Genomic DNA, 19,265 nt, shown 5'->3' on the forward strand with positions numbered 1-19,265 from the left:
CGCGTCAGCTGGCGTGCCGGATTGGCGGGGACGGGTGAGCGCCTCGCCGACGAGATCCCCACCTTGGTGTGGAAGGAATACGACGGCAGCAAGGGAGCCTCGGCCTGCGGGTTCGACTTTCCCGGCCTGGGTGTCACAGACGGGGAGAACCGGGGCTTGCCAGGCTCGATGGCCAAGGGATACCTCGCGGACACCGACTGGGGCCGAGCGCTCAAGGCCGTGGGTGAAGTGGCCACGGGGTACGGGTTTGAGGGCCGCGTGTCCATTGTGGACCGCCCAGGGGATCACAAGGCGATCTTCAAGGATGGCTACGACGCCAAGTTTTCCTTCGGCACCGCGGCCAACACCCTGCTGACCCTACGGACCGGGTGCCACCTCACCGCCAAGGCACTCCCGCCACGACCACCTCCTGAACGGCAGCGCCTTGCCGCTGAGGGTCGAGGTCATCGGCGAGGTCGCCTTGTTCGATAGCGGGAACCGGATGCCCAACGCTGACGGCTGACTCGGAACGCGGTCTACCTGGCTTCGGCGCCACTGGACGGTGCTCTCCAGCAGGGCTCGCTGACCTCAATGGCCAGCGAGCCGTGGCAGGCAGGGAAATGTCGAACTCGACAGGAGACCAGGCTCACCGGTAACTGACTGTGATCGGCGGCGGGGGCGCGGCAAAATGCCGCGCCCCCGAACAGCACGACGGCCAAAGGCCGCCGAAGAGAAGATATGGGCCAAAGGCCCATATCAGGATGAAAGCGCCAGCTGCGAATTCGTGCTTGTGTGCAGGTCCGAACGTTGTATCCGGCTTCCATGCCAGGACAGTTCTGCACTCTCACCACGGGGGCGGAATCGGCTCGGCGTGGCCGTCGATTCCCCACGTGACCAGCTGACGCACGAGCGTCGACGGCGTCGTCATCGCAGCGCGGAACACCGCTGGGCTGCCCGATTCCGCCAGCGCGTCCGTCAGGGCATTCAGCCGTCCTGGGCTGCGGCGTGTGCACAGCACGGCGACATGGACGGTGTCAGCGGGCAGTAGTTCAGCCAGCTGTCGGTACCGCCGGAGGTGGCGGGCAAGGGCCTCGTACCGCCCGCGACGCTCGGCCTCGATCGCCAGCAGAAACCGGCGGTCCGCGGCCTGGAAGCCGACCAGGGCGTCAGGGAGGATCCACCTCGGGCCGCCCAGGTCACCGAGTCGGCAGCGGCGAGCGACCCGGAGGGGCCCGACCAACCCCGGCCGCGCCACCAGCAGCCGCCGGATGCCTTCGATCAGTAGTCGATCATGTTCCAGGTCCTGCTGCCGAGGCCGACGTGGGTGGGCCGTTGCGGTGGCGATCCCGATCGCACGGCCGCATCGGTGACCAAGTTCGGTCAGCACCCACCGCCCGGGTAACTCGGCGACGTCGGCGATCCAACCGGTACGGCGCCAGTCCCGCAGCACCATCCGCACGTCCCCATCCCGGACCAGACGGCTCCAGACTGCGGCAACCTCGGAGACCGACCTGCACACCGACGAAACCTCGTGCTGCCCACGGATCGGCAGTGCCCTGGCCACAGCACGGCGAGCAACCTCCCTGCTCGACGCCGTCCACAACGGGGCCTCGCCCGAGATCCCACTGATCGCCGCGGCGCCCCTCGGCGTGATCCGGAACAGCCGCGCCGGCCGACCCGGCGCACGGTCGCGGACCAGCCAGTCGATCTCCCTCAATCTCCGCACCAGCCGACGACACGGCACCGGCGAGAAGGCGTCCGGCAGTCGATCCAAGCAGCCCAACAGCGTCTCGTCGAGCCAGCCGAACTCGCGCAACGCCCACCACACCGGCCGCCAGGTGCGACTGATCGCCGGTTGCGGCCCCGCCTCCACCAGCCCGATCCGGACGGCGGTGTGCAGCGCCTTGCCTGGCCGGAGCGCATCGTTCACCTCCTCTGTAGTCGGGACTGCCGCGGACGCCGCGGCAGTCCCGACCTTTCCCGGCGTACCCGCTCGACCAACGCCGAGGAGCCACAGTGGACACCCCGAAGATCATCCTGGTGACGAAGCCGAAGGGTGGCGTCGGCGCCACTCACGTGTGCGCGCTGTTGGCACACGGCCTGGCCGCCACCGAGCCCACCCTGTTCGCCGACCTGGAGCCCCAGGGCGACGGTGCGCAGATCCTGGCCGTTCCCATGCGCGCCACCGGCACCGTCAAGGACTTCCTGTTCGACACCCGCCCGCACGCCGAAGTGCTGCGCGAGATCCCCACCGCCGCCCGCGGCTACTACCTCGCACCCGACCCGGAACTCAACCGCCCGACCGGAGCGCCGCTCTACGACCCGGGTCGGCTCCGCCGAGCCGCCGCCGAGGCGGGAATTACCTGGGTGGTCGTGGACACCGTCAAGCTGCCCGATACGCGGACCCTGGCCGTGCTGGCCGAGGCCGACCTGGTGCTGTGTGTCGTCGCCAACGCCTTCGGCATCCGCACCCTCGCGCACACCCAGGCACAGCTGGCCCGGCGCGCGCGACCTGATGCCCTGCACACCCTGGTCAACCGGATCCGCAAGGACCGCAGCGAGATGATGTTGCTCGACAGCCTGATCGAGCACGACGACGCGGAGCGGTTCCGGATCTGTCCCGTCCACATCGGACACGACGGCTGGGTCGCGCACGCGGTGCGCCACAGCCGCAGTCCCTTCGCCGTCGGCAACGCGCAGGCCACCCACCGGGCCTCCGCCGCACTCGCCGACTGGGTGCAGGGCAGACTGGCATGAACCCGATGCCGATCAACTTGGACGCCACAGACACCAGTACCGCACTCGGCGACTTCGCCGACGCCGCCGACGATGACCGGGTCGCCGTCCCGATCCCTCTGGCAGCCATCACTCGCTGCATCCAGGTGTGCGGGGTCGACGCCAAGCCCGAGGACATCGCCGAGCTGGCGGCCAACATCGACGACGTCGGGCTGCTGCACCCGATCGAGGTCAACCCGAACGGCGACGGCACCTACACCCTGATCAAAGGCAACAGCCGCCGCCTGGCCTTCCTCCAGCTCAAGCGGGAGACCATCCCGGCGTTCGTCGACCCGCGGCCCTCCAGCGAGGAGCTGCTGGCCGAGTTCATCCGCGCCCAGGCGTCGGAGAACGCCCACCGCAAACACCTGACGATCCTGGAAACGCTGAACACCATCAACCGGCTCACCGAGCCGCCGTGCTCCTGCGGGCGCAACCAGGTCGGCCGGATCATGCGCCTGCCCGAGACCACGCTGAAGCGCTACTGGAAGGTCCACCGCACCCTCCGGGACCGGGGCCTGCCCTGGCTGCCGCAGGTCCGGTCGTGGCTCAACACGCCGAACGCCACCTGGGCGGTGGCCGCCGCCTTCGCCGCCGACCGGGGCCTGGAACGCGTGTTCGCCGCCACCGGCGAACTGCCCGACCTGGCACCGGCTGATCCCACAACCGAGGCGCGGCCCTCCGCGGAACCGGTCTCGGCCACGACGCCTGGGTCACCCGAACGGGGGACCCAAATGGCCCCCCATAACGCACCCGCCCCACAGCCGCCGCCAGCGACCACGCGGGGAGTTACTCCCGCGCCCACACCGCCGACCGAACGCGCCGAGAGTTCCGCCGCGCGTGGCCGGCGACTGCTGCAACGGCTCCGGCGCCTGCTTGCCGAGCTGCACAACGTTGCGGCCGACCTGCCGCCTGAGCTGAGGGAGGAGATCAGAGCCGCACTCGCGGACGCCGCTTCGAGGTTGATGGCACCGGAGTGACGACCAACCTAACCCGTTGCGTGTAAGGAGAATTCCGTGTTTGGTGTCCTCATTGGACTGATCATTCCGGGTGGTGCCCAGTGGCACGCCCACCGGTTCTGGGCCGGACTCATCTTCCTCGGCTGTGCGGTGACCGTCGGGCTGTTCACCTATCCACGGTTCGGGTGGCCAACCCTGCTGCTGGTGCCCGTGCTCGCCTTGATCGAGCAATGGGTGTGGCACCTCGACCGGCAGCCTGCGCGCGGCAGAAGCGTTACCTGAGCGGCTGTTCCCGGCACCCCGAGAACACGTACCTCGACACGTCCACAGCGTGCTCGGCGGTCCTGGCAGGACCGCACCTCCAGCCAGCTCCGGGCCAGGGAGCGTCCACGATCTTGTCACGAAGGTGGTGGAAACCCCTGGCGGCTCTACCGCTCCGGCCTTGAAGCCGGTGCAGTGGAGCCCTGGCTCGCCAGGGAAACCATGCAGGACAACAACAACACGTCAACCGTCAACCAGATCCATCCGGCCCTGGTGTCCTCTTCCCTTCTCCGCGGACTCACGGAGGGCCAGGCGCAGGCACTGGCAGCAGAGCTGACGATGGTCGAGTTCCTCCCCGGGATGAGAATCTTCGGCGAAGGCACCCTCGGCGGCCACCTGTACGTGATCTGCACTGGCAAGGTCAAGATCAGTCAGTCGGTGGGTACCGATGCCCAGCGGCTGAAGCACCTCCTGGGGCCAGGCGACCTGTTCGGTGCCGCGTTCGAGCTTGAAAGCGGCCTGCACACCGCCACGGCAACCGCGACGACGGGTATCACCGCCGCACATATCCGATATTCGCGATTGAACGAGTGGCTCGTCGTGGCGCCGAACATAGAGCGGGAGATCCTGATCGAGTTGTCCGGACGTGCGATCGAGTTTCATGCTCGGCGCGACGAGCGGCACATGCTCAGCGTCAGGTCCAGGCTGGTGAAGCTGTTTCTCCTTCTGGGACAACGATTCGGCCGGGAGGTCGGCGGCGCGATCAGCCTCAAACACCACCTGGACCACTCCGAACTCGGTGACCTGATCGGTGCCGACCGCCAGGCGGTGCACGGAGCCATTGCCGAGCTGATCCGCTTCGGGGTGATCTCGCGGAAACGCCGCGGAGTCAACCTGCTCGACCCACAGGTGCTTGCCCACCTGGCTGACTGAAGGCGATCACGCCATGCAGATCATCGACAACGGCGGAGTGGTCGCGGCCCCGCTGCACCACAGGTTGGCCTCCTCCTGGCTGTTTCGCAGCCTCAGTCCCGCTCAGGCCGTCAAGCTCCAGCGGGAGCTGCGGTTGGCGACCTACCAGCCGGACGAACTGATGTTTCTCGAAGGCGAACACGGCGACCGGGCGCACTTCATCTGCAGCGGCACGGTGAAGACCAGCCGGGCGATCATCGACCGGCCGCGTTACCTGCGTGCTCTCCTGGGGCCCGGCGACCTCGTCGGCGTGGCGTCCTTCCTGGATTCAGGGCCGCGGGACTTGACCGCGGTGGCCGTCACGAAGGTCACCACGGCAAGCATCACCTGGGAGCAGCTGCGGACCTGGTGTGACCAAGTCCCGGCGATCGGTCTCGACCTCGCCCGCGAACGACACGCCCGCGCCCGGGAGTTCGAGACGCGAGCGTTGCACCTGGCGTTGCTGGACGCGTCGGCCAGGTTGGCCGGCCTGCTACTGGCTTTGGCGAAGCGCTTCGGCGTCACCGAGAAGGGAGTGGTCCGGGTCGAGCACCATCTCACCCAGGATGAGCTGGCCCACCTGATCGGCAGCAGTCGGGAAACCGTCTGCAAATCGATCCAGCAGTTCACCACCCGGGGCTGGATCCAGCCGACCGAAGGCGGGGTGTGGTTGTTGAAGCCGGACCTGCTCCTGCGAAGGGCACGCTGACCGATCGGTACGAGTGTTTCCAGGGACATCGGAGTTCGCGACCTGCGGCTCCGGTGTCCCTCCCCATGAGCGCGTTAGCTGGCAGGTCGTGGTGATCAGCAACCCAACCGCGCGGAGGTGATCCGGGTGCCAACCCGCCAACGACGGCGCTGGCTCGCCGTCCGTGCCGCCGCCTTCGTCATGGCCATCGCCGCCGCCACCGGCGCGGTGGTCACCCGCGATCTCAACGGCCAGGCGCTCGTGCTCACCTCGCCGCAGTCCGGCAGTGCCGACTACGTCAAGCGAATCGACGCGGTCGCCGAGGAGCTGCTGGGCAACGACACCGCCATGCGCGCCGTGCTCAGCCAGAACACCCGCAACCTGGCCGTGGACCCGGTTCGACGGTCGCTTGCGACGATGCGGCAACTGCTCGGCGCGACCAGCTCCGAACTCGCCCGGATGCGCGAGGACAAGCGGGTTCCTGAACCGTTCGGCTCCAGCCACGGCAAGCTGGTCACCGTCGTGGCCACGCTCAACCAGCACTACGAGGCGATGCAGCGCGCCATCGCCGCCACCAACGCCACCGACCAGCAGCAGGCTTTGCTGGCCGCCCGCACCCTGGACACCCGGTACGCCGAGCTGCTCATGGACTACCTCCGCGACTACCAGCAACGCCTCCTCTCCGCGGGCTTCCGCCTGGACAAGACACCCCGGTGAACACAGTCCCCGACCCCCCGGCCACCTTCCGGCACAATCCCGAATGCGTCGGGTGTCGTGACTACGCCCTGCTGCTCAATCGCGAGGTCCTCGCCCGCCGTGCCTTCTACGAGGCCGGCGTCTCCCACGCCGACGCGCTGGCCGCCTTCCGCCACGGCGTCATCGGCTACCTCAAGAGCCGCCACCCACTGCGTACCGAACGGCTCAAGAAGGACGGAGTTCCGTTGGGCCCCAACACCCCGGAGCAAACCCTGCTGGCCGCCATGGCTCAGTGGGATCAGATGCGCGATGGCGAAACCAGGCAGCGCGCCGAGCGCGTCGTCCAGGACGAGTTGCACGCGTTGCGAGCCCGCAACGCCGAACTGGAAACCCACCTGGCCAAGCACACCGAACAGCGCAACGCCGACCAGGCCGTCTACCTCGACCGGCTGCACCACTATGAGGAGCAGGTGCAGAAACTGACTGACCAGTTCAGCGAGTGTGCCAACGATCGCCGCGAACTCTCGTGCGGTGTAGTCCGGCTCACCAGCCACATCACCGCGGGTGGCGGCAACTTGCCCACCCTGCTTCGGCGTCCGGACTGGTACCGCCGCTGGGCCGAGACCGGCCCAACCAAGCCGCCGAAGAAGCCGGTAGCCGTTCCGCCGGACAAGCCGAAACCCACACCCACATCCGCGCCGAAGCCCGAACGCTGGCCGGACCTGAGCCACAGCTACCAGGACCGTTGGGGTGAAACAGTTCTTCAGGACCTGTGGCACGGCAAACTTTGGGCGCTGGCCCACCTCGGTCGAAGCTCAACAGCAGCCGAGCGCAGAACATTGCTGGACAAGCTCATCGAACACCGGCTTCTTGCCGTCCACGACCCTGGACACGCCGATGTGCTGACCGTTCACGACGAGCTGGGCGACTTCGCCGTCGCCGTCGGAGCCAGGCTCGGGGCCCGGCGGCAGTCGGTGGCCAAACGAGTCCTCGACACGATGAACACGGCCGAGCCGGGCATCCGAACCGCCGTGCTCCGTGCCCTCTCCAGGGCAGGACGAGACAACCACTTCCACGTCCACCCCGGAAAACCACGCGAACTGCCGCTGATCAGCGTCCGGCCGCTCACCGGCCCCAGACTGCCGGCACGGTGGCTGCTTCCCTGGCTGGCGGACCAACCCGAACTGGTGACCAACCTGCTCAATCGCGGACAGAGCAAGGACAACAGCGTCGGCCTGATAGTCGCGGTACAGCAGCACGAGGACGGCGGCGATGACGCGCAATGGGGGCCGCTCGTCCGAGCCGCCGGGTACGACCCCGCAGAGGTCAAACGGCTCTGGCTGTCACCGAACGGCTGACCGCCGCGTTACCTGGCCTGCCGACTACACGGCTCAGACCGGGAGGCAGCTATGCAGGCCGTACACACCCTCGGTGTGCTGATCATCAACGGGCTGCTCGCCGCCCTGCTCCTGGCCCTCAGCCACATCACGGTCGTCGTGCTGGCCGGGTGCTGCGTCGGCCTGGCGCTGCTGGAACTCCGAGCCGCTCGCCGCGCGGCCACCAAGATCACGGCGGGACGGAGATGAACAGCCCGCGCCGCCGCGCCGAGCTACCCCTTCGCCTGCTCGGCCGCGCATTGCGTCGCATCGAGCATCCGAGCACCCCGGCCAAACCTGCGATCAACGCTCCATCGACATGGTGCAAGCACATCGTGCTGGGCACGGTGGTGTGGGCGGTCTCCGCGTTCACCAGCTCGCCGGCCGTGCTACACGTCGCGTTGTACCTGCTGATCACCGGCATCGCCGCGTCCTGCCTGCTGGTCAACGCCGCGGCGGAAATCCGGCACGAAACCCGCTGCTGGGTCGCCGTGCTCTGCGCCGGAACCACCGCGGTCAAGCTCACCCTGGCCGTGATCGCCGGATCCGGCCCGCGCGGCGTCAGCGAAGCCTTCGGCGCGGAGTTCTCCACCACCGCGGGGAACCTGCTCGGCGGCCACCTGCCCTCGCTGTTCGTCTACGCGGTCATCGCCGTGCCCTTCGGCTGGAGCCTCTGGCTGGTGCAGAAGTGGCGCCTCTACGGCCGAACCCACCGCTACGAATCCCTTGTCCGGCACGCCCGACGACAAGACCACTTCCAACCCTGAAGGAGAAGCCCGTGACACACGCAGTCCGTTCCGGCGACGCGCTCGCCGAGTTCCCCGACATGCAACTGCACTCCGCCGATGCCGTCCCCGACCGCGGCGACCCGAACGCGATCCACTACCTCGACTACCGGCTCAGCGTCTGCGATCACGGCGACCCCGACTGGCAACCGCTGATCAAGTCGGTGCGGTTCCTGCGCATCGTGCGCATGCCGGTCCTCAACCCGATGCTACGCAAACGCGCCAACGAGTACGACGACCAACGCGATCTCGTCCGCGCCCTGTGGTCCCAACAGATCCACTACGTCTGCGTGCTCGGCGACACCGGCACCGAAGGCCACGGCGTGCTCAACCTCATGGGTGTGCAAGGCGTCGGCGCGACTCACGCCGAAGCCCGCGCGCAAGCCGACCAGCACTTCGCCGCCCTGTCCGCGCAACTGGTCGGCGCCTATCCGCAGATCCGATTCCGTGCACTCACTCCGCCGGAAGCGGAATGGTTGCTGCACAAGCAACAGCAGTGGTCACACGTGCTGCCCATCCGCGGCATCCCCATGCCGCGCCGCGATGTGGGCGAGGACCTGCGGATGCCACTGGCCGGCACCCACGAGTCCGGTGGCGAGTTCGAGGAGGGCATCGAGGAACTGATCCGCGGCCTGCTCGGCGGCCCCGGCTACCTCCTGGTCCTCATGGCCAGCCCCGTTTCCCTCGACCAGATCACCTCCCGACTCTCCTCCGCCGCCGAGCAACTGTCCACGGTGGCTTCCCAGGTGCACGGGCAGCGCAGCATCTCCGCCGGGGTCGGGCTGCCGATGATGTTCTCCACCGCCACCGGGGACGCCTACGGCAACGCGCACAGCTTCGGCGTCAACTCCGGCAGCACCGACAGCCTCTCCGCAACCCAGGGCACCACCGCCTCCACCACCGCCGGGGTCTCCGAGGCGGTGACCAACACCCGCGGCACCACCCATACCGAGGGCACCGGACTCACCGACACCCGCGGCACCAGCGAGGGCACCACGCTCAGCAAGGGGCTTTCCGGCGGTCAGTCCGACACCCAGGGCGTGTCCACCCAGCAGTCCCAGGGCACCACCCGCGGCGTCTCCACCGGCACCAGCGACCAGCTCTCCCACAGCCAGAGCAACACCATCGGCCAGTCCCAGCAACACAGCGTCGGCAGCACCGGAAGCCTCACCGGCACCCGCAGCGACTCCACCTCCGTAGGTACTAACGACTCCTACGGCGAGTCCACCGGCCACACCATTGGCACTGCCGAATCCCGCTCCCGCAACTGGGCCGAGGGCACCAGCCAGCAGACCGGTTCCAGCACCACGGCCGCGCACGGCGAGAACTCCTCACGCTCCCTGGGAGGATCCCTAATTGCCAGCGTGGGCACCAACTCCGGCACGAGTGACACCATCAGCCACGCCGCGAACCAGAGCCACGGCACGTCCACCGCCCTCGGCGGCAGCCAGGGAGTCACCGCGTCGGAATCGCAGAACCGCGGTACCAGCACATCCCACGGCACCAACACCTCCTACACCGGCGGGAATTCCCTGGCCGCCAGTCAGGGCTGGAACACTGGCGTCTCCGAGGGCACCAGCCAGCAGATCGGCAACACCGTCGGCCGCACCCAAGGCACCACCACCGGCCAGAGCCTGTCCACTTCGGACACCACCTCGGCCGGGCAGAGCGCCACCACCGGCACGAACCGCGGCTGGTCCGAAGGTGTTGGCCAGAACACCGGCACCCAGCAGTCCACCGCCGCCTCCCGAACCCACAGCGTGGCCAACCAGGAATCAACCTCCCACCAGGCCGGCCGCAACCACAGCATCGCCAACGGCACCAGCGACAGCCAGGGCCGCAGCCTCGGCGACACCTACGGCCGCTCCGACGCCCTCTCCGCCTCCGCCGCCCGCAACTCCCAAGTCGCCGGAAGCCTTTCGTTCGTCCCTACCCTCGGCATGGGCGCCTCCCGCCAAACCCTGGACGCCATGGCCGACCAGGTCAGCAAGATCTACACCGCCCAACTCCACCGCCTCGCCCTCGGCCTGGAAGAAGGAATGTGGCTATCCCAGGGCTACATGCTCGTCCCCGACGCCGCCACCGCCGCAGCCGCAGCGGGCCTGCTCACCTCCAGCTTCTGGGGCACCGGCAAGAAAACCCCAGTGCCACAACCCTTCTGCGTCTCCACCACCCTCACCACCACCCAGACCGACCACCTCATCGAACACGCCCGCGCCTTCAGTCCCTGCGCCCACGCCGACCGCCGGCCACAGGTCATCGAACCCCACTACTACGGCACGGCCTTGCTCTCCAACGAGGTCGCCGTACTCAGCACCCCGCCCCGCATCGACGTGCCCGGCATCGTGGCCGCCTCCGCCACCCGCCTGCCCACCCTGGTCTTCCCCCAAGCCCGCAACGGCCCCATCCACCTCGGCCACGTCGTGGACACCCAACGCGCCGTGGTCTCCCGCGAAAAGTTCTCCCTCCTCGTCGACGACGTGCACAACGACCTGTTGCACCCGCTGATCACCGGCTCCACCGGCCGCGGCAAAACCGAAACCGGCCTACGCCTGGCCCACGAGTGGCTGCAGACCACCCAAAGCATCCGCGACATCGAGGCCACCACCGGCCTGCCCACCCACCGCCAAGTCCCGCGTGGTGTCCTCGCCCTGGACCGCAAAAGCGACTGGCGCCGCCTGGCCCACAGCCTCCCACCCGAGCAAACCGGCCGGTTCCGCTTCTACGACCTCAGCAGCGAACCACCTCCTGGCCACCGCCCGCCCATCACCGGCACCGGTCCGTACCTGCGCTACAACCTGCTGCGCATCCCACCCGGCGTGCGCCCCAACGTCTACCGCGACGCCATCTGCGACACCATGGCCAAAGTCGGCTCCCTCGGGCCCCGCGGCCGCGGCATCCTCTGGCAAGCCCTGCACACCCTCTGGTCCACTGCTCGCCCCGACCCAGAGCGCGGTGACACCGCCACCGTCTACGAACGCCCCGCACTGTCCCGCTTCGTCGGCATGGTCGACCTTGCCGAGTGGGTCGACGCCCACCTGGAGGCTATCTCCCGCCGGGCTACCACCAGCAAAGAGCTGGTCACCGGCTACAACGTTATCCAGAACAGGTTGCAATTTTTTCACCGCGACGTCTACGGCTCCGGCATCTACCTACCCGACCCACCCGGCTCCGCCACCAGCGCCACCATCGAGGTCAGCGACCTGATGGGCCGCGGCGACTGCGTCGTGCTGGAAGCCGCCCACCTCGACGCCCAATCCGGCGCGCTGGTGCTGGCTGCGGTGTTCACCGCCGCCTTCGCCTACGCCCGCGACAACATCGGCAAACTCTCCGAAACCCTGGTGGTGCTGGAGGAGGCCAACGACTACCTGCCGGATGCCCGCGACCAACAGGACGTTTCTGGGGTCACCCAGACCGTCTTCGACCAGACCCTGTCCATGGGGCGCTCGTTGCGGCTGGCGCTGATGCTGGTGGTGCAGAGCCCGGAAAAACTGTCCCAGCAGGCCATCAACTGCGCCGGCCTGGTCGCCGTGCACTCCGCCGACAGCTACGAATCCAAACAACGCATGATGGCCAAGCTCGGCAAAGACGGCCGCTACGACCACCGCGACCTCTCCCAGTTCCTCTCCGAAATCCCCACCGGCTGGGCAGTCATCAAACCTCGCCCTACCCGTGACTGGATCGACGGCGCACCCGTGCTCATCGCGATCGACCCAGTGGACTTCTCGCAGCCAAGCGACGCCGAGCTTGGACTGACCTACTAAACTTGTTGAGGTTCCCCTGACAACGCGGAGGGTTTGGTCCGAGCTACAGGGGAATCTCATGTTGTCACGAAACTTGCTGTCGGTCGCGAGCGGGGAGTGCAAGCGGTTGCGACTAGGCGGACTATCTGATTTACCTGGAGAATTCGAGTAGGCCGCTTCTAGGCAGGGGATCTGCATCCCTCCCGACGATCCTCGCCGATTTCGGGCACCTCATCGTCTGACAGTAACGGATACAACGTGGTTCGCGATACTGGGTGGTAATCGGGTACCGCCGTAAGGAGACATAGTTGATGTTCTCCAGTCTGCCTAGAGCTGTCCTGTCGGTGCTTGCGGCCGTGGGCATCCCAGTCGGCTGCGTCGCCTCCATCCCTGCGTTGCGTGACAACCCGTTGATCACCGTGGCGCTCATCTTTGCTTATGAATTCGGTGTGCTGCTCGCAGGGGTCGGATCCGCCGTGCTGGCTCAGCTCCACAGCAGATGGAGCGTTCGCATTGCCGATGCCTTCGATGGGGCCGTGCAACGGCAGTTTTCCGGCTACACGCGTTTCTATCTGCGCTACGTGGCAGCGGATACCCGCTACATTGATCTTAAGGGGGTCGCATCCAGGGCAGAGTTTACGCTGGAGATGAAGGATATCTACGTCCGCCTTGCATTGGACGCCGACCCGGCCTGGAAATCCAGCGCCAATCCGGTCGACTACGCTCCGTGGCGAACTGGGAACGGTGCGGAAGTTTGGGAATGGCTACGCGACGGACAGGGGACCGGCTCCGTCATTGTGATCCTCGGCCCGCCGGGGCGGGGAAAGACTACGTTGCTTAGACATATAGCGTTCGTCATCGCGAGCGGTGGGCGTACCGCATCCAGGCTCAAGGCGCCGCAGAAGATTCCTGTGATCGTGTACCTGCGTGATCACAAGGACTGGACCTTCTCGACGCCTGCAGACCTCGTCGACCTGATAATGCGGGCCCTGCCATCCATCGGCGGCAGGCCCCGGCCACCGCAATGGATCGAGAAGAACCTACGCCGGGGTCGTTTTCTGCTCTTGATCGACGGTCTGGACGAGATTCCGGACGCTGCTACTAGGAGAGCGATGACCTCGTGGATCGAGACGCAGGCCAGCGCGCAGGCGGGCAACCTGTTGCTGATCACCAGCCGGCCATTCGGCTACCGTGACAACGAGATCATTGGTGCCACGGTGGTCAATGTTCAGGCGTTCACCGCTGGACAGATCGATGCCTTCATCACCCAGTGGTACCGTGCTACCTCCATCCGGTCCTATGGCGGCGACAACGAGTCGGCTCGCATCGCCGCGGCTCGCGGCGCTGCAGAGTTGTCCACGCGCCTTGGTCAAACCCGCGCGCTGCATGACCTGGCCTCCAATCCTCTACTGCTAACCATGATCGCTACGGTCCACCACTACCGGGACGCACTGCCAGGAAGTCGGGCCGAGTTGTACCGAGAGATCTGCGATGTGTTCCTCGGCAAGCGCCATGAGGCGCGCGGGGTCGTGCTCGATATGCCCGCAGCGCGCAAGAAGATGGTTCTGCAGGAATTGGCGTTCGCCATGATGCTGCGCGGAGTGCGAGACCTCTCTGTAGCCGATGCGGCCGAACTGGTTGAACCAGCGTTGACCAGGGTAGCAACCAGGATCAGTCCGGCCGACTTCCTACGACGGGTTGAGGAGTCCAGCGGCCTGTTGCTAGAACGCGAACGTGGCCTGCTGATGTTCGCGCACTTGACATTGCAGGAATTCCTGGCTGCTGAGCACATCAGGGAGAACAAGCTGGGGCGCGAGCTGATCGGTTTCGTGGAGCACGACTGGTGGCGCGAGACGACGTTATTGTACGCGGCGAACGCGGATGCCACCGAAATTATATCAGCATGCTTGCGCGCTGAAGGTGAGCGTGAAGCAGAGCTGCTGGCGCTGGCCGTGCAGTGTGTTGAGGAGGCTCGGGAGCTTTCGCCGGAGACCCGGAGCTTGGTTGAACAACGACTTAACCCGCCCGGCCTCCGAGCCAACCCGGCGAGCAGACGAAACGCTGCCCGGGCGCGCCTATTATTGCGGGCCACCCGCGAACAACGAGTATCGCGCGATTCTTACATCGGGCCCCCCGTCACCTGGCTGGAGTACCAACACTTCCTCGATTCCATCGATGACTGCCGGGTTCCTGACCACTGGGCCGCCCCAGTATTCCCAGAAGGGGCCCAGAACGAGGCGGCGACTGGCATGCGTCACGACGATGCCCTGGCATTCTGCACGTGGTTGACCACGGAACTGGGGGCCGAGCACAAGTACCGGCTGCCGTCGACCCGTGAGCTGGACGTCATTCTCGGCAACAACGAGAGTAGCACCATCTACTGGAGCGCAAACGCGTTCGGTGCACACAGCGACCGTCGAGTCTCGCGCCTCTTTCGCGCCTACAATGAACAACGTGAACGCGTGCCGTATCCGAGCGCAGACTACGAGCGCTGGCGTGGTGAATTTTTGCGAATCGCGAATGAGGACTTGGTGCGGGTGGACGAACTTGCCGACGGTCTGACGCTGTCGATCGATGTGCCCGGAAGTGGAAGTTTCGCTGTTACGCTCATTGGTGATGAACTGCTTCCTAGCGAGATAGATTCGACTACTCCGTTGCCGACCAACTGCGACCTGCGGCAGGTCACAAGAAAAGTGGCCGAGGTGGCCAGAATTGCGGATGCGTACGCCGACCTTGTGTACCCCGGTGACCTGAATGCGGACATCAGCGGGGAGCTCGCCCGCATGGGTGCCGGGCTAGTTGAAGTGGCCGGGCAAGCTTTCGATCGCGAGTCACGCCGGGCTCGACAAGACTTCAATGCACGGCAGGCGCGGCAAGCCGCGCGAATTATGGTAGTGGCGATGGCGAACGTGGCGGCCGCGCTACGAAATCGTTGGGTTGGTAACAAATTCACCGACCCGACTCGCGTCCTACGCCGTTTGGAGCCGAACCGCGAGGAAGATCGGCAGCTGATTGGCATAATGGCGATTTCGCTGTTGCATGATTACCTGCGAGCCTTATATCTTCAGTTGCTCCTGCATGAAGCTAGGGTCACAGGCGCGATCCCACCGCTCGAATCATTCCGCTATGTCCGTGTCGGTCAGCATGAGGGCGGGGTCACCTCCGTTCGTCACTACCTGGCTGAGATTGGGCACACTCTGAAGCGCACCCCTTGGCACTATCTGAAGCCGTTTGTTGATCGGATTATGGCCCTCGCATTGCTGCTGCTAATTACCCCATTGTTTTTCATGATCACCGTTTTTGTCGTACTTGACTCCAGTGGGCCCGCTTTCTGTGTCCAGCGTTGCTATGGTCGAAAAGGTAAGACCTTTAGTGTAATTAAGTTTCGAACGATGTACGTCAATTCGGACGCGATCCGGATGCAACAGGAGGGCGTAAACGACAGGGCTACCCCTCTGTTCAAAATGCGCACGGACCCGCGGGTCACCCGCGTCGGTAGGGTCCTTCGCAGGTACAGCCTGGATGGGCTGCCGCAACTGTTCAATGTGCTCGTAGGTCACATGTCCATCGTCGGACCGCGTGCCATGTTGCCGCAGGAGGTCGAACAGTACGGCCAAGACGCCGCGCGCACGCTCCTCGTCAAACCGGGAGTCACCGGGTTGTGGCAAGTGAGTGGTCGAAGCGACCTGTCCTGGGAAGAGTCGATTAGGCTGGAGCTTAGGTACGTTGAGGACGTATCCTTCGGTTTAGATCTGGCGATCGCCTGGATGACTGTTAGGGCGATCGTCGTCGGCAGGGGTGCATATTGATCGGCCAGAGTCACGGCTAACGTAGCTGACATGGTCTCGACGCTGGTCGTCAGTGCATATAGTGCTGATAGTCAATAGGTTATTCCTAGAGATTGCTGCCTTCATCTTTGATCAACGCATCCAGTGGAGGTAATTTGTATTAGATGTAATTACGCATGGTAAGCGTACTGTGTACGGGGTCTCTCGGGGACAAGAACCGCGTTACCTGCTCCGCCACGGCGTTCCACACCGGAGAGCCACACGCCTTACGCGGAGGAGAAGGTCATGGACAACCCGCTGTACCCGCCCATGTCGCCAGGATCGATCGCGGCCGTGCTGATCGGCACCATGATCGGCTTGGTCCTGCTCGCTGCCGCGGCGGTGCTGCTCTGGCGGGCCGTGCATTCGGATCGAGCTGCTCGCCGAACCCGGGAGCAGATCGACATGCAGGTGGCCCGGGACGCCTACGAGCGGGGACTGGCAACCGGTCGGATGGAGCGCGAACGCCCACACGATGACCACCAGTTCCCCGTCGGCAGGGTCGTGGACGCGATCAACCAGCTGGGACGGCACCTCAGCGACCAGCAACATCGGCTGGCACGTCAGCTCGACGAGATGCAGACCCAGCTGAGCCGGGCGTTGGTTCTGGCCGCAGGCGCCACGGTCCGCACTCCGACGCCGCCGAGGCCCGCCCCGGCACCGCCGCCGCAGGGCCCGGTTGGTCCGTCGACCGCGAAATCCTGATGCACCATCGGGTGCGTGCTGCAGGCATCTGCGGCACGCACCCACCCCCAGCGGCCACGGCGCGCGTTATCTGGCTCGGCATGGACAAGACCAATTTCGCGCTGCCCCACACCCGATCGCGCCCACGCCACCGAGTCGTGATCCTGGCCGCAGGCGTTCTACTCGCGGCGGGCTGCGGTATCCCGGACGACACGTCGCCTGGCGAGCTGACGGTGACCGCGAAGCCCGCGACACCAACAACATCTCCGCCGGCCCGCGATCCCGAGCAACTCGAACCGGAGATCATCCGGGAGTACCCGCACGACCGGGACGCCTTCACGCAGGGGCTGGAGTTCGTCAACGGCAACCTGGTGGAGAGCACCGGACTGGTCGGCAAGTCGCGGGTCCGCGTCGTCGAGCTGAGCACCGGCAAGGTCATCCGCCAGGTCGAGCTGGCGCCGCCGCTGTACGGCATGGGGATCACCGCGGTGCCGGGCTTCGGGATCTGGCAGCTCACCTGGAAGGACGGCGTCGCCATCCTCCGCGACCCCGGCCACCTCGGTGAGATCCGGCGCGTCCGCTATCCGGGGCAGGGCTGGGGCATCTGCCACGACGGCGATCGGCTTGTCACCTCCGACGGCACCGACCGGCTGATCCTCCGCGACCCTCGCACCTTCGAGAGCACCGGCGAACTCGTGGCCCGCATGCCCGGTGGCGGGCGCGTGGACAACCTCAACGAGTTGGAATGCCTCAACGGGTCGATCTGGGCCAACGTGTGGCAGTCCAAGCAGATTCTCCGGATCGACCTGCGGGACGGCGTGGTCACCGCGGTCGCCGACCTCCGGCGGCTGGCCACCATCGAGCGCCCGGTCAGCGCGGACGACGTCCTCAACGGTATCGCCGCCATCCCGGGCACGAACGAGTTCCTGCTGAGCGGCAAGCACTTCGGCACGACGTTCCGCATCCGCTGGCGAGCACGACCAAGCTGACACAACCAATCGTCGCGCGCCGCGTTATCTCCCCGGGTATGCGCCACTTTGCCTGCGCCGCACTCGGCGCCGTACTGCTTGTTCCGCTCGGGTGCGCGCCCCCGCCGTCCCCGCACGCCGTCACGCGCATCGTCTCCGACGGTGTGCACCAGCTCGGTGCCGTGGAAGCACGCCTGTCGGCGGCGGCCAGTACTGAACCACGCCGGACGAGTGATCCCGGCGCCGGCGGCTACTTCAGCGCCGTCCTGCCCATCGCACAGGAAGGCTGGCGACTTGCGACCCAGCTACAGGAAACCTCGACCGTGCACTCCCTGGCGACCGCGAGCGGCCTCGACCAGCTTGCGGGCGCCTACGCCTCCCTTGAGGGGGCGGTCCGGGCCAGGGACCTCCTGGCCTCCCGCCGAGCCCGTCAAGACGTCGCGACAGCGATGGTCGCCGTCCACGCCACCACACCTCGACTTTCCGGAGCGTGACCCATGTCCAGCCTCGTTCGATTCCGTTGTCCCAGAAGGGCTGTGCTTGTCACAGCCTTGCTTTTCCTGGTGGTTCCCAACGCCGCGGCCACACCGACCAGCACCGCAACCCGACCAGCGGAGCCCACGCCGGCCATCCAACCCTCCGCACTGGATCTGCCGGGGGTTCCCTTGCCCCGGTTCGGGTCTGGTGCCACGTTTGGGCAGTTCGCCGCGCAGCAGGATGCCTACCTCCAACTCATGGCCGCCCGCTCCAGTGCGGCCCGCTTGACCCCGTTGCTCGCCGATTCCCTCCGCGGCCAGGAAGCACGTCGAGCACAGCTCGCCGGCACCCTGGCCGGATTCCAGGCCGAAACCGACCTCCTGCAACGAGCCGGTGTCCTCGGTCCTGCTGATTCCCTTGCTTCCCAACAAGTCCGCAGACAACATGCTGCTCCAACAGATCAGATCGGCCGACTGCCTTCCCTGCCCGACTTGCCCATGCCGAAACTGCCGACCGGGCGTGGTTCACGGCTGGCCACCAACCTGCTTGCCATGCCCAACCTCGCGGAACTCTCCGGTGGTCGGGCGATCAACCCGGTCGGGTTCGTCACCGGCCGCGCCGCCGCGGTGGACGAATGCCGCAACGCCATCACCGAGCGAGTGCAGGACGCCGTGCACTCACGGGGAAAGCCCGGTGCGGGAGGACAGTGCCTGGGCAGCCCGGTCGGTGCCGCCTACCGCGAGTCGACCCCGCTCGATCCCGCCGGCTATCGAAGCAGGCTCGACCAGTTGGCCGCTGGGCCTCCGCAGGCGTTGCTCGACCGCCACCGGGACGGCCAGGAGAAGGCGAAGCAGCCACCCCAGCCGCCGAGCCTGCCGAAGGAGCTGACCGAGTCGAACTCCTCGTGTCGCAGCCTCGACAACGCCATGGACTACGTGCCCTTGGTGGGCAACCTGGTCGAGCATCTCTGCCTGCTGGCGCTTGAGTGAGCATCGGAATCCTCGATGAACATCACCCGATCGGTTGCTCCAGGCGAGTCAACTAGGTAACCGCCATGCAACCGCCCTACCGTCGTCAGCGGGGAGGGGAGTCCCAC

Annotated in this window: 16 protein-coding genes; 15 read left to right on the forward strand and 1 reads right to left on the reverse strand. The window is 66.4% G+C overall.

All coding sequences use genetic code 11. The features are described from left to right. The first annotated feature begins 21 nt into the window (after positions 1–21). Positions 22–471 carry an LppA family lipoprotein gene (locus tag HNR67_RS46680; RefSeq protein WP_185003175.1) on the forward strand — a complete coding sequence of 150 codons (450 nt, stop codon included), beginning with the start codon at positions 22–24 and terminating at the stop codon, positions 469–471. 352 nt (positions 472–823) lie between these two features. Here the strand turns inward: HNR67_RS46680 and HNR67_RS16790 are convergent, their stop codons facing one another. Continuing rightward, positions 824–1,909, reverse strand: a complete 1,086-nt coding sequence (locus tag HNR67_RS16790) for a hypothetical protein (protein ID WP_185003176.1) — start codon at positions 1,907–1,909, stop codon at positions 824–826. A gap of 86 nt (positions 1,910–1,995) precedes the next feature. Here HNR67_RS16790 and HNR67_RS16795 point away from each other — a divergent pair, with 86 nt between their 5' ends. From HNR67_RS16795 to HNR67_RS16860, 14 genes are all read left to right on the forward strand, one after another. Next, entirely contained in the window at positions 1,996–2,736 is a 741-nt protein-coding gene (locus HNR67_RS16795; protein ID WP_185003178.1) for a ParA family protein, read from the forward strand. A 5-nt stretch (positions 2,737–2,741) separates the two neighbouring features. Continuing rightward, positions 2,742–3,734 (forward strand): ParB/RepB/Spo0J family partition protein, encoded by a 993-nt coding sequence (locus HNR67_RS16800; RefSeq protein ID WP_185003179.1) that lies wholly within the window; start codon positions 2,742–2,744, stop codon positions 3,732–3,734. Between the two features lie 36 nt (positions 3,735–3,770). Beyond that, positions 3,771–3,995 (forward strand): hypothetical protein, encoded by a 225-nt coding sequence (locus tag HNR67_RS16805; RefSeq protein WP_185003181.1) that lies wholly within the window; start codon positions 3,771–3,773, stop codon positions 3,993–3,995. A gap of 174 nt (positions 3,996–4,169) precedes the next feature. After that, on the forward strand, positions 4,170–4,907 hold the full coding sequence (locus HNR67_RS16810; protein WP_185003182.1) for a Crp/Fnr family transcriptional regulator: 738 nt from the start codon (positions 4,170–4,172) through the stop codon (positions 4,905–4,907). A gap of 13 nt (positions 4,908–4,920) precedes the next feature. Continuing rightward, positions 4,921–5,634: a Crp/Fnr family transcriptional regulator gene (locus HNR67_RS16815; protein WP_185003184.1), complete on the forward strand. Its 714-nt coding sequence runs from the start codon at positions 4,921–4,923 to the stop codon at positions 5,632–5,634. A 126-nt stretch (positions 5,635–5,760) separates the two neighbouring features. Beyond that, positions 5,761–6,330 carry a hypothetical protein gene (locus HNR67_RS16820; protein WP_185003185.1) on the forward strand — a complete coding sequence of 190 codons (570 nt, stop codon included), beginning with the start codon at positions 5,761–5,763 and terminating at the stop codon, positions 6,328–6,330. Positions 6,331–6,554: 224 nt separating this feature from the next. After that, positions 6,555–7,667, forward strand: coding sequence for a hypothetical protein (locus HNR67_RS16825; RefSeq protein WP_185003186.1), 1,113 nt, complete (start codon positions 6,555–6,557; stop codon positions 7,665–7,667). Between the two features lie 51 nt (positions 7,668–7,718). Further along, positions 7,719–7,895, forward strand: a complete 177-nt coding sequence (locus tag HNR67_RS16830; RefSeq protein ID WP_185003188.1) for a hypothetical protein — start codon at positions 7,719–7,721, stop codon at positions 7,893–7,895. Beyond that, positions 7,892–8,452 (forward strand): hypothetical protein, encoded by a 561-nt coding sequence (locus HNR67_RS16835; RefSeq protein WP_185003189.1) that lies wholly within the window; start codon positions 7,892–7,894, stop codon positions 8,450–8,452. The genes HNR67_RS16830 and HNR67_RS16835 overlap by 4 nt, the downstream gene beginning before the upstream one ends. An 11-nt stretch (positions 8,453–8,463) precedes the next feature. Next, complete coding sequence (locus HNR67_RS16840) at positions 8,464–12,234, forward strand: serine-rich protein (protein ID WP_185003191.1); 3,771 nt, start codon at positions 8,464–8,466, stop codon at positions 12,232–12,234. Between the two features lie 290 nt (positions 12,235–12,524). Continuing rightward, entirely contained in the window at positions 12,525–16,022 is a 3,498-nt protein-coding gene (locus HNR67_RS16845) for a sugar transferase (RefSeq protein ID WP_246493258.1), read from the forward strand. A gap of 264 nt (positions 16,023–16,286) precedes the next feature. Then, positions 16,287–16,745 carry a hypothetical protein gene (locus HNR67_RS16850; RefSeq protein WP_185003194.1) on the forward strand — a complete coding sequence of 153 codons (459 nt, stop codon included), beginning with the start codon at positions 16,287–16,289 and terminating at the stop codon, positions 16,743–16,745. A 212-nt stretch (positions 16,746–16,957) separates the two neighbouring features. Further along, on the forward strand, positions 16,958–17,713 hold the full coding sequence (locus HNR67_RS16855; protein WP_312987433.1) for a glutaminyl-peptide cyclotransferase: 756 nt from the start codon (positions 16,958–16,960) through the stop codon (positions 17,711–17,713). A 713-nt stretch (positions 17,714–18,426) separates the two neighbouring features. Continuing rightward, the gene (locus tag HNR67_RS16860; RefSeq protein ID WP_185003197.1) at positions 18,427–19,158 is read left to right on the forward strand and encodes a hypothetical protein; all 732 of its coding nucleotides are present in this window, start codon (positions 18,427–18,429) and stop codon (positions 19,156–19,158) included. Positions 19,159–19,265 lie beyond the last annotated feature (107 nt).

Source organism: Crossiella cryophila (assembly GCF_014204915.1).
Lineage (GTDB): Bacteria > Actinomycetota > Actinomycetes > Mycobacteriales > Pseudonocardiaceae > Crossiella > Crossiella cryophila.

Bases quoted from the DNA above. Each gene is read 5' to 3' on its own strand.
- HNR67_RS16850 (WP_185003194.1), top strand. From the start codon at position 16,287: ATGGACAACCCGCTGTACCCGCCCATGTCGCCAGGATCGATCGCGGCC.
- HNR67_RS16845 (WP_246493258.1), top strand. From the start codon at position 12,525: ATGTTCTCCAGTCTGCCTAGAGCTGTCCTGTCGGTGCTTGCGGCCGTG.
- HNR67_RS16815 (WP_185003184.1), top strand. From the start codon at position 4,921: ATGCAGATCATCGACAACGGCGGAGTGGTCGCGGCCCCGCTGCACCAC.
- HNR67_RS16830 (WP_185003188.1), top strand. From the start codon at position 7,719: ATGCAGGCCGTACACACCCTCGGTGTGCTGATCATCAACGGGCTGCTC.
- HNR67_RS16835 (WP_185003189.1), top strand. From the start codon at position 7,892: ATGAACAGCCCGCGCCGCCGCGCCGAGCTACCCCTTCGCCTGCTCGGC.
- HNR67_RS16860 (WP_185003197.1), top strand. From the start codon at position 18,427: ATGGCCGCCCGCTCCAGTGCGGCCCGCTTGACCCCGTTGCTCGCCGAT.
- HNR67_RS16800 (WP_185003179.1), top strand. From the start codon at position 2,742: ATGCCGATCAACTTGGACGCCACAGACACCAGTACCGCACTCGGCGAC.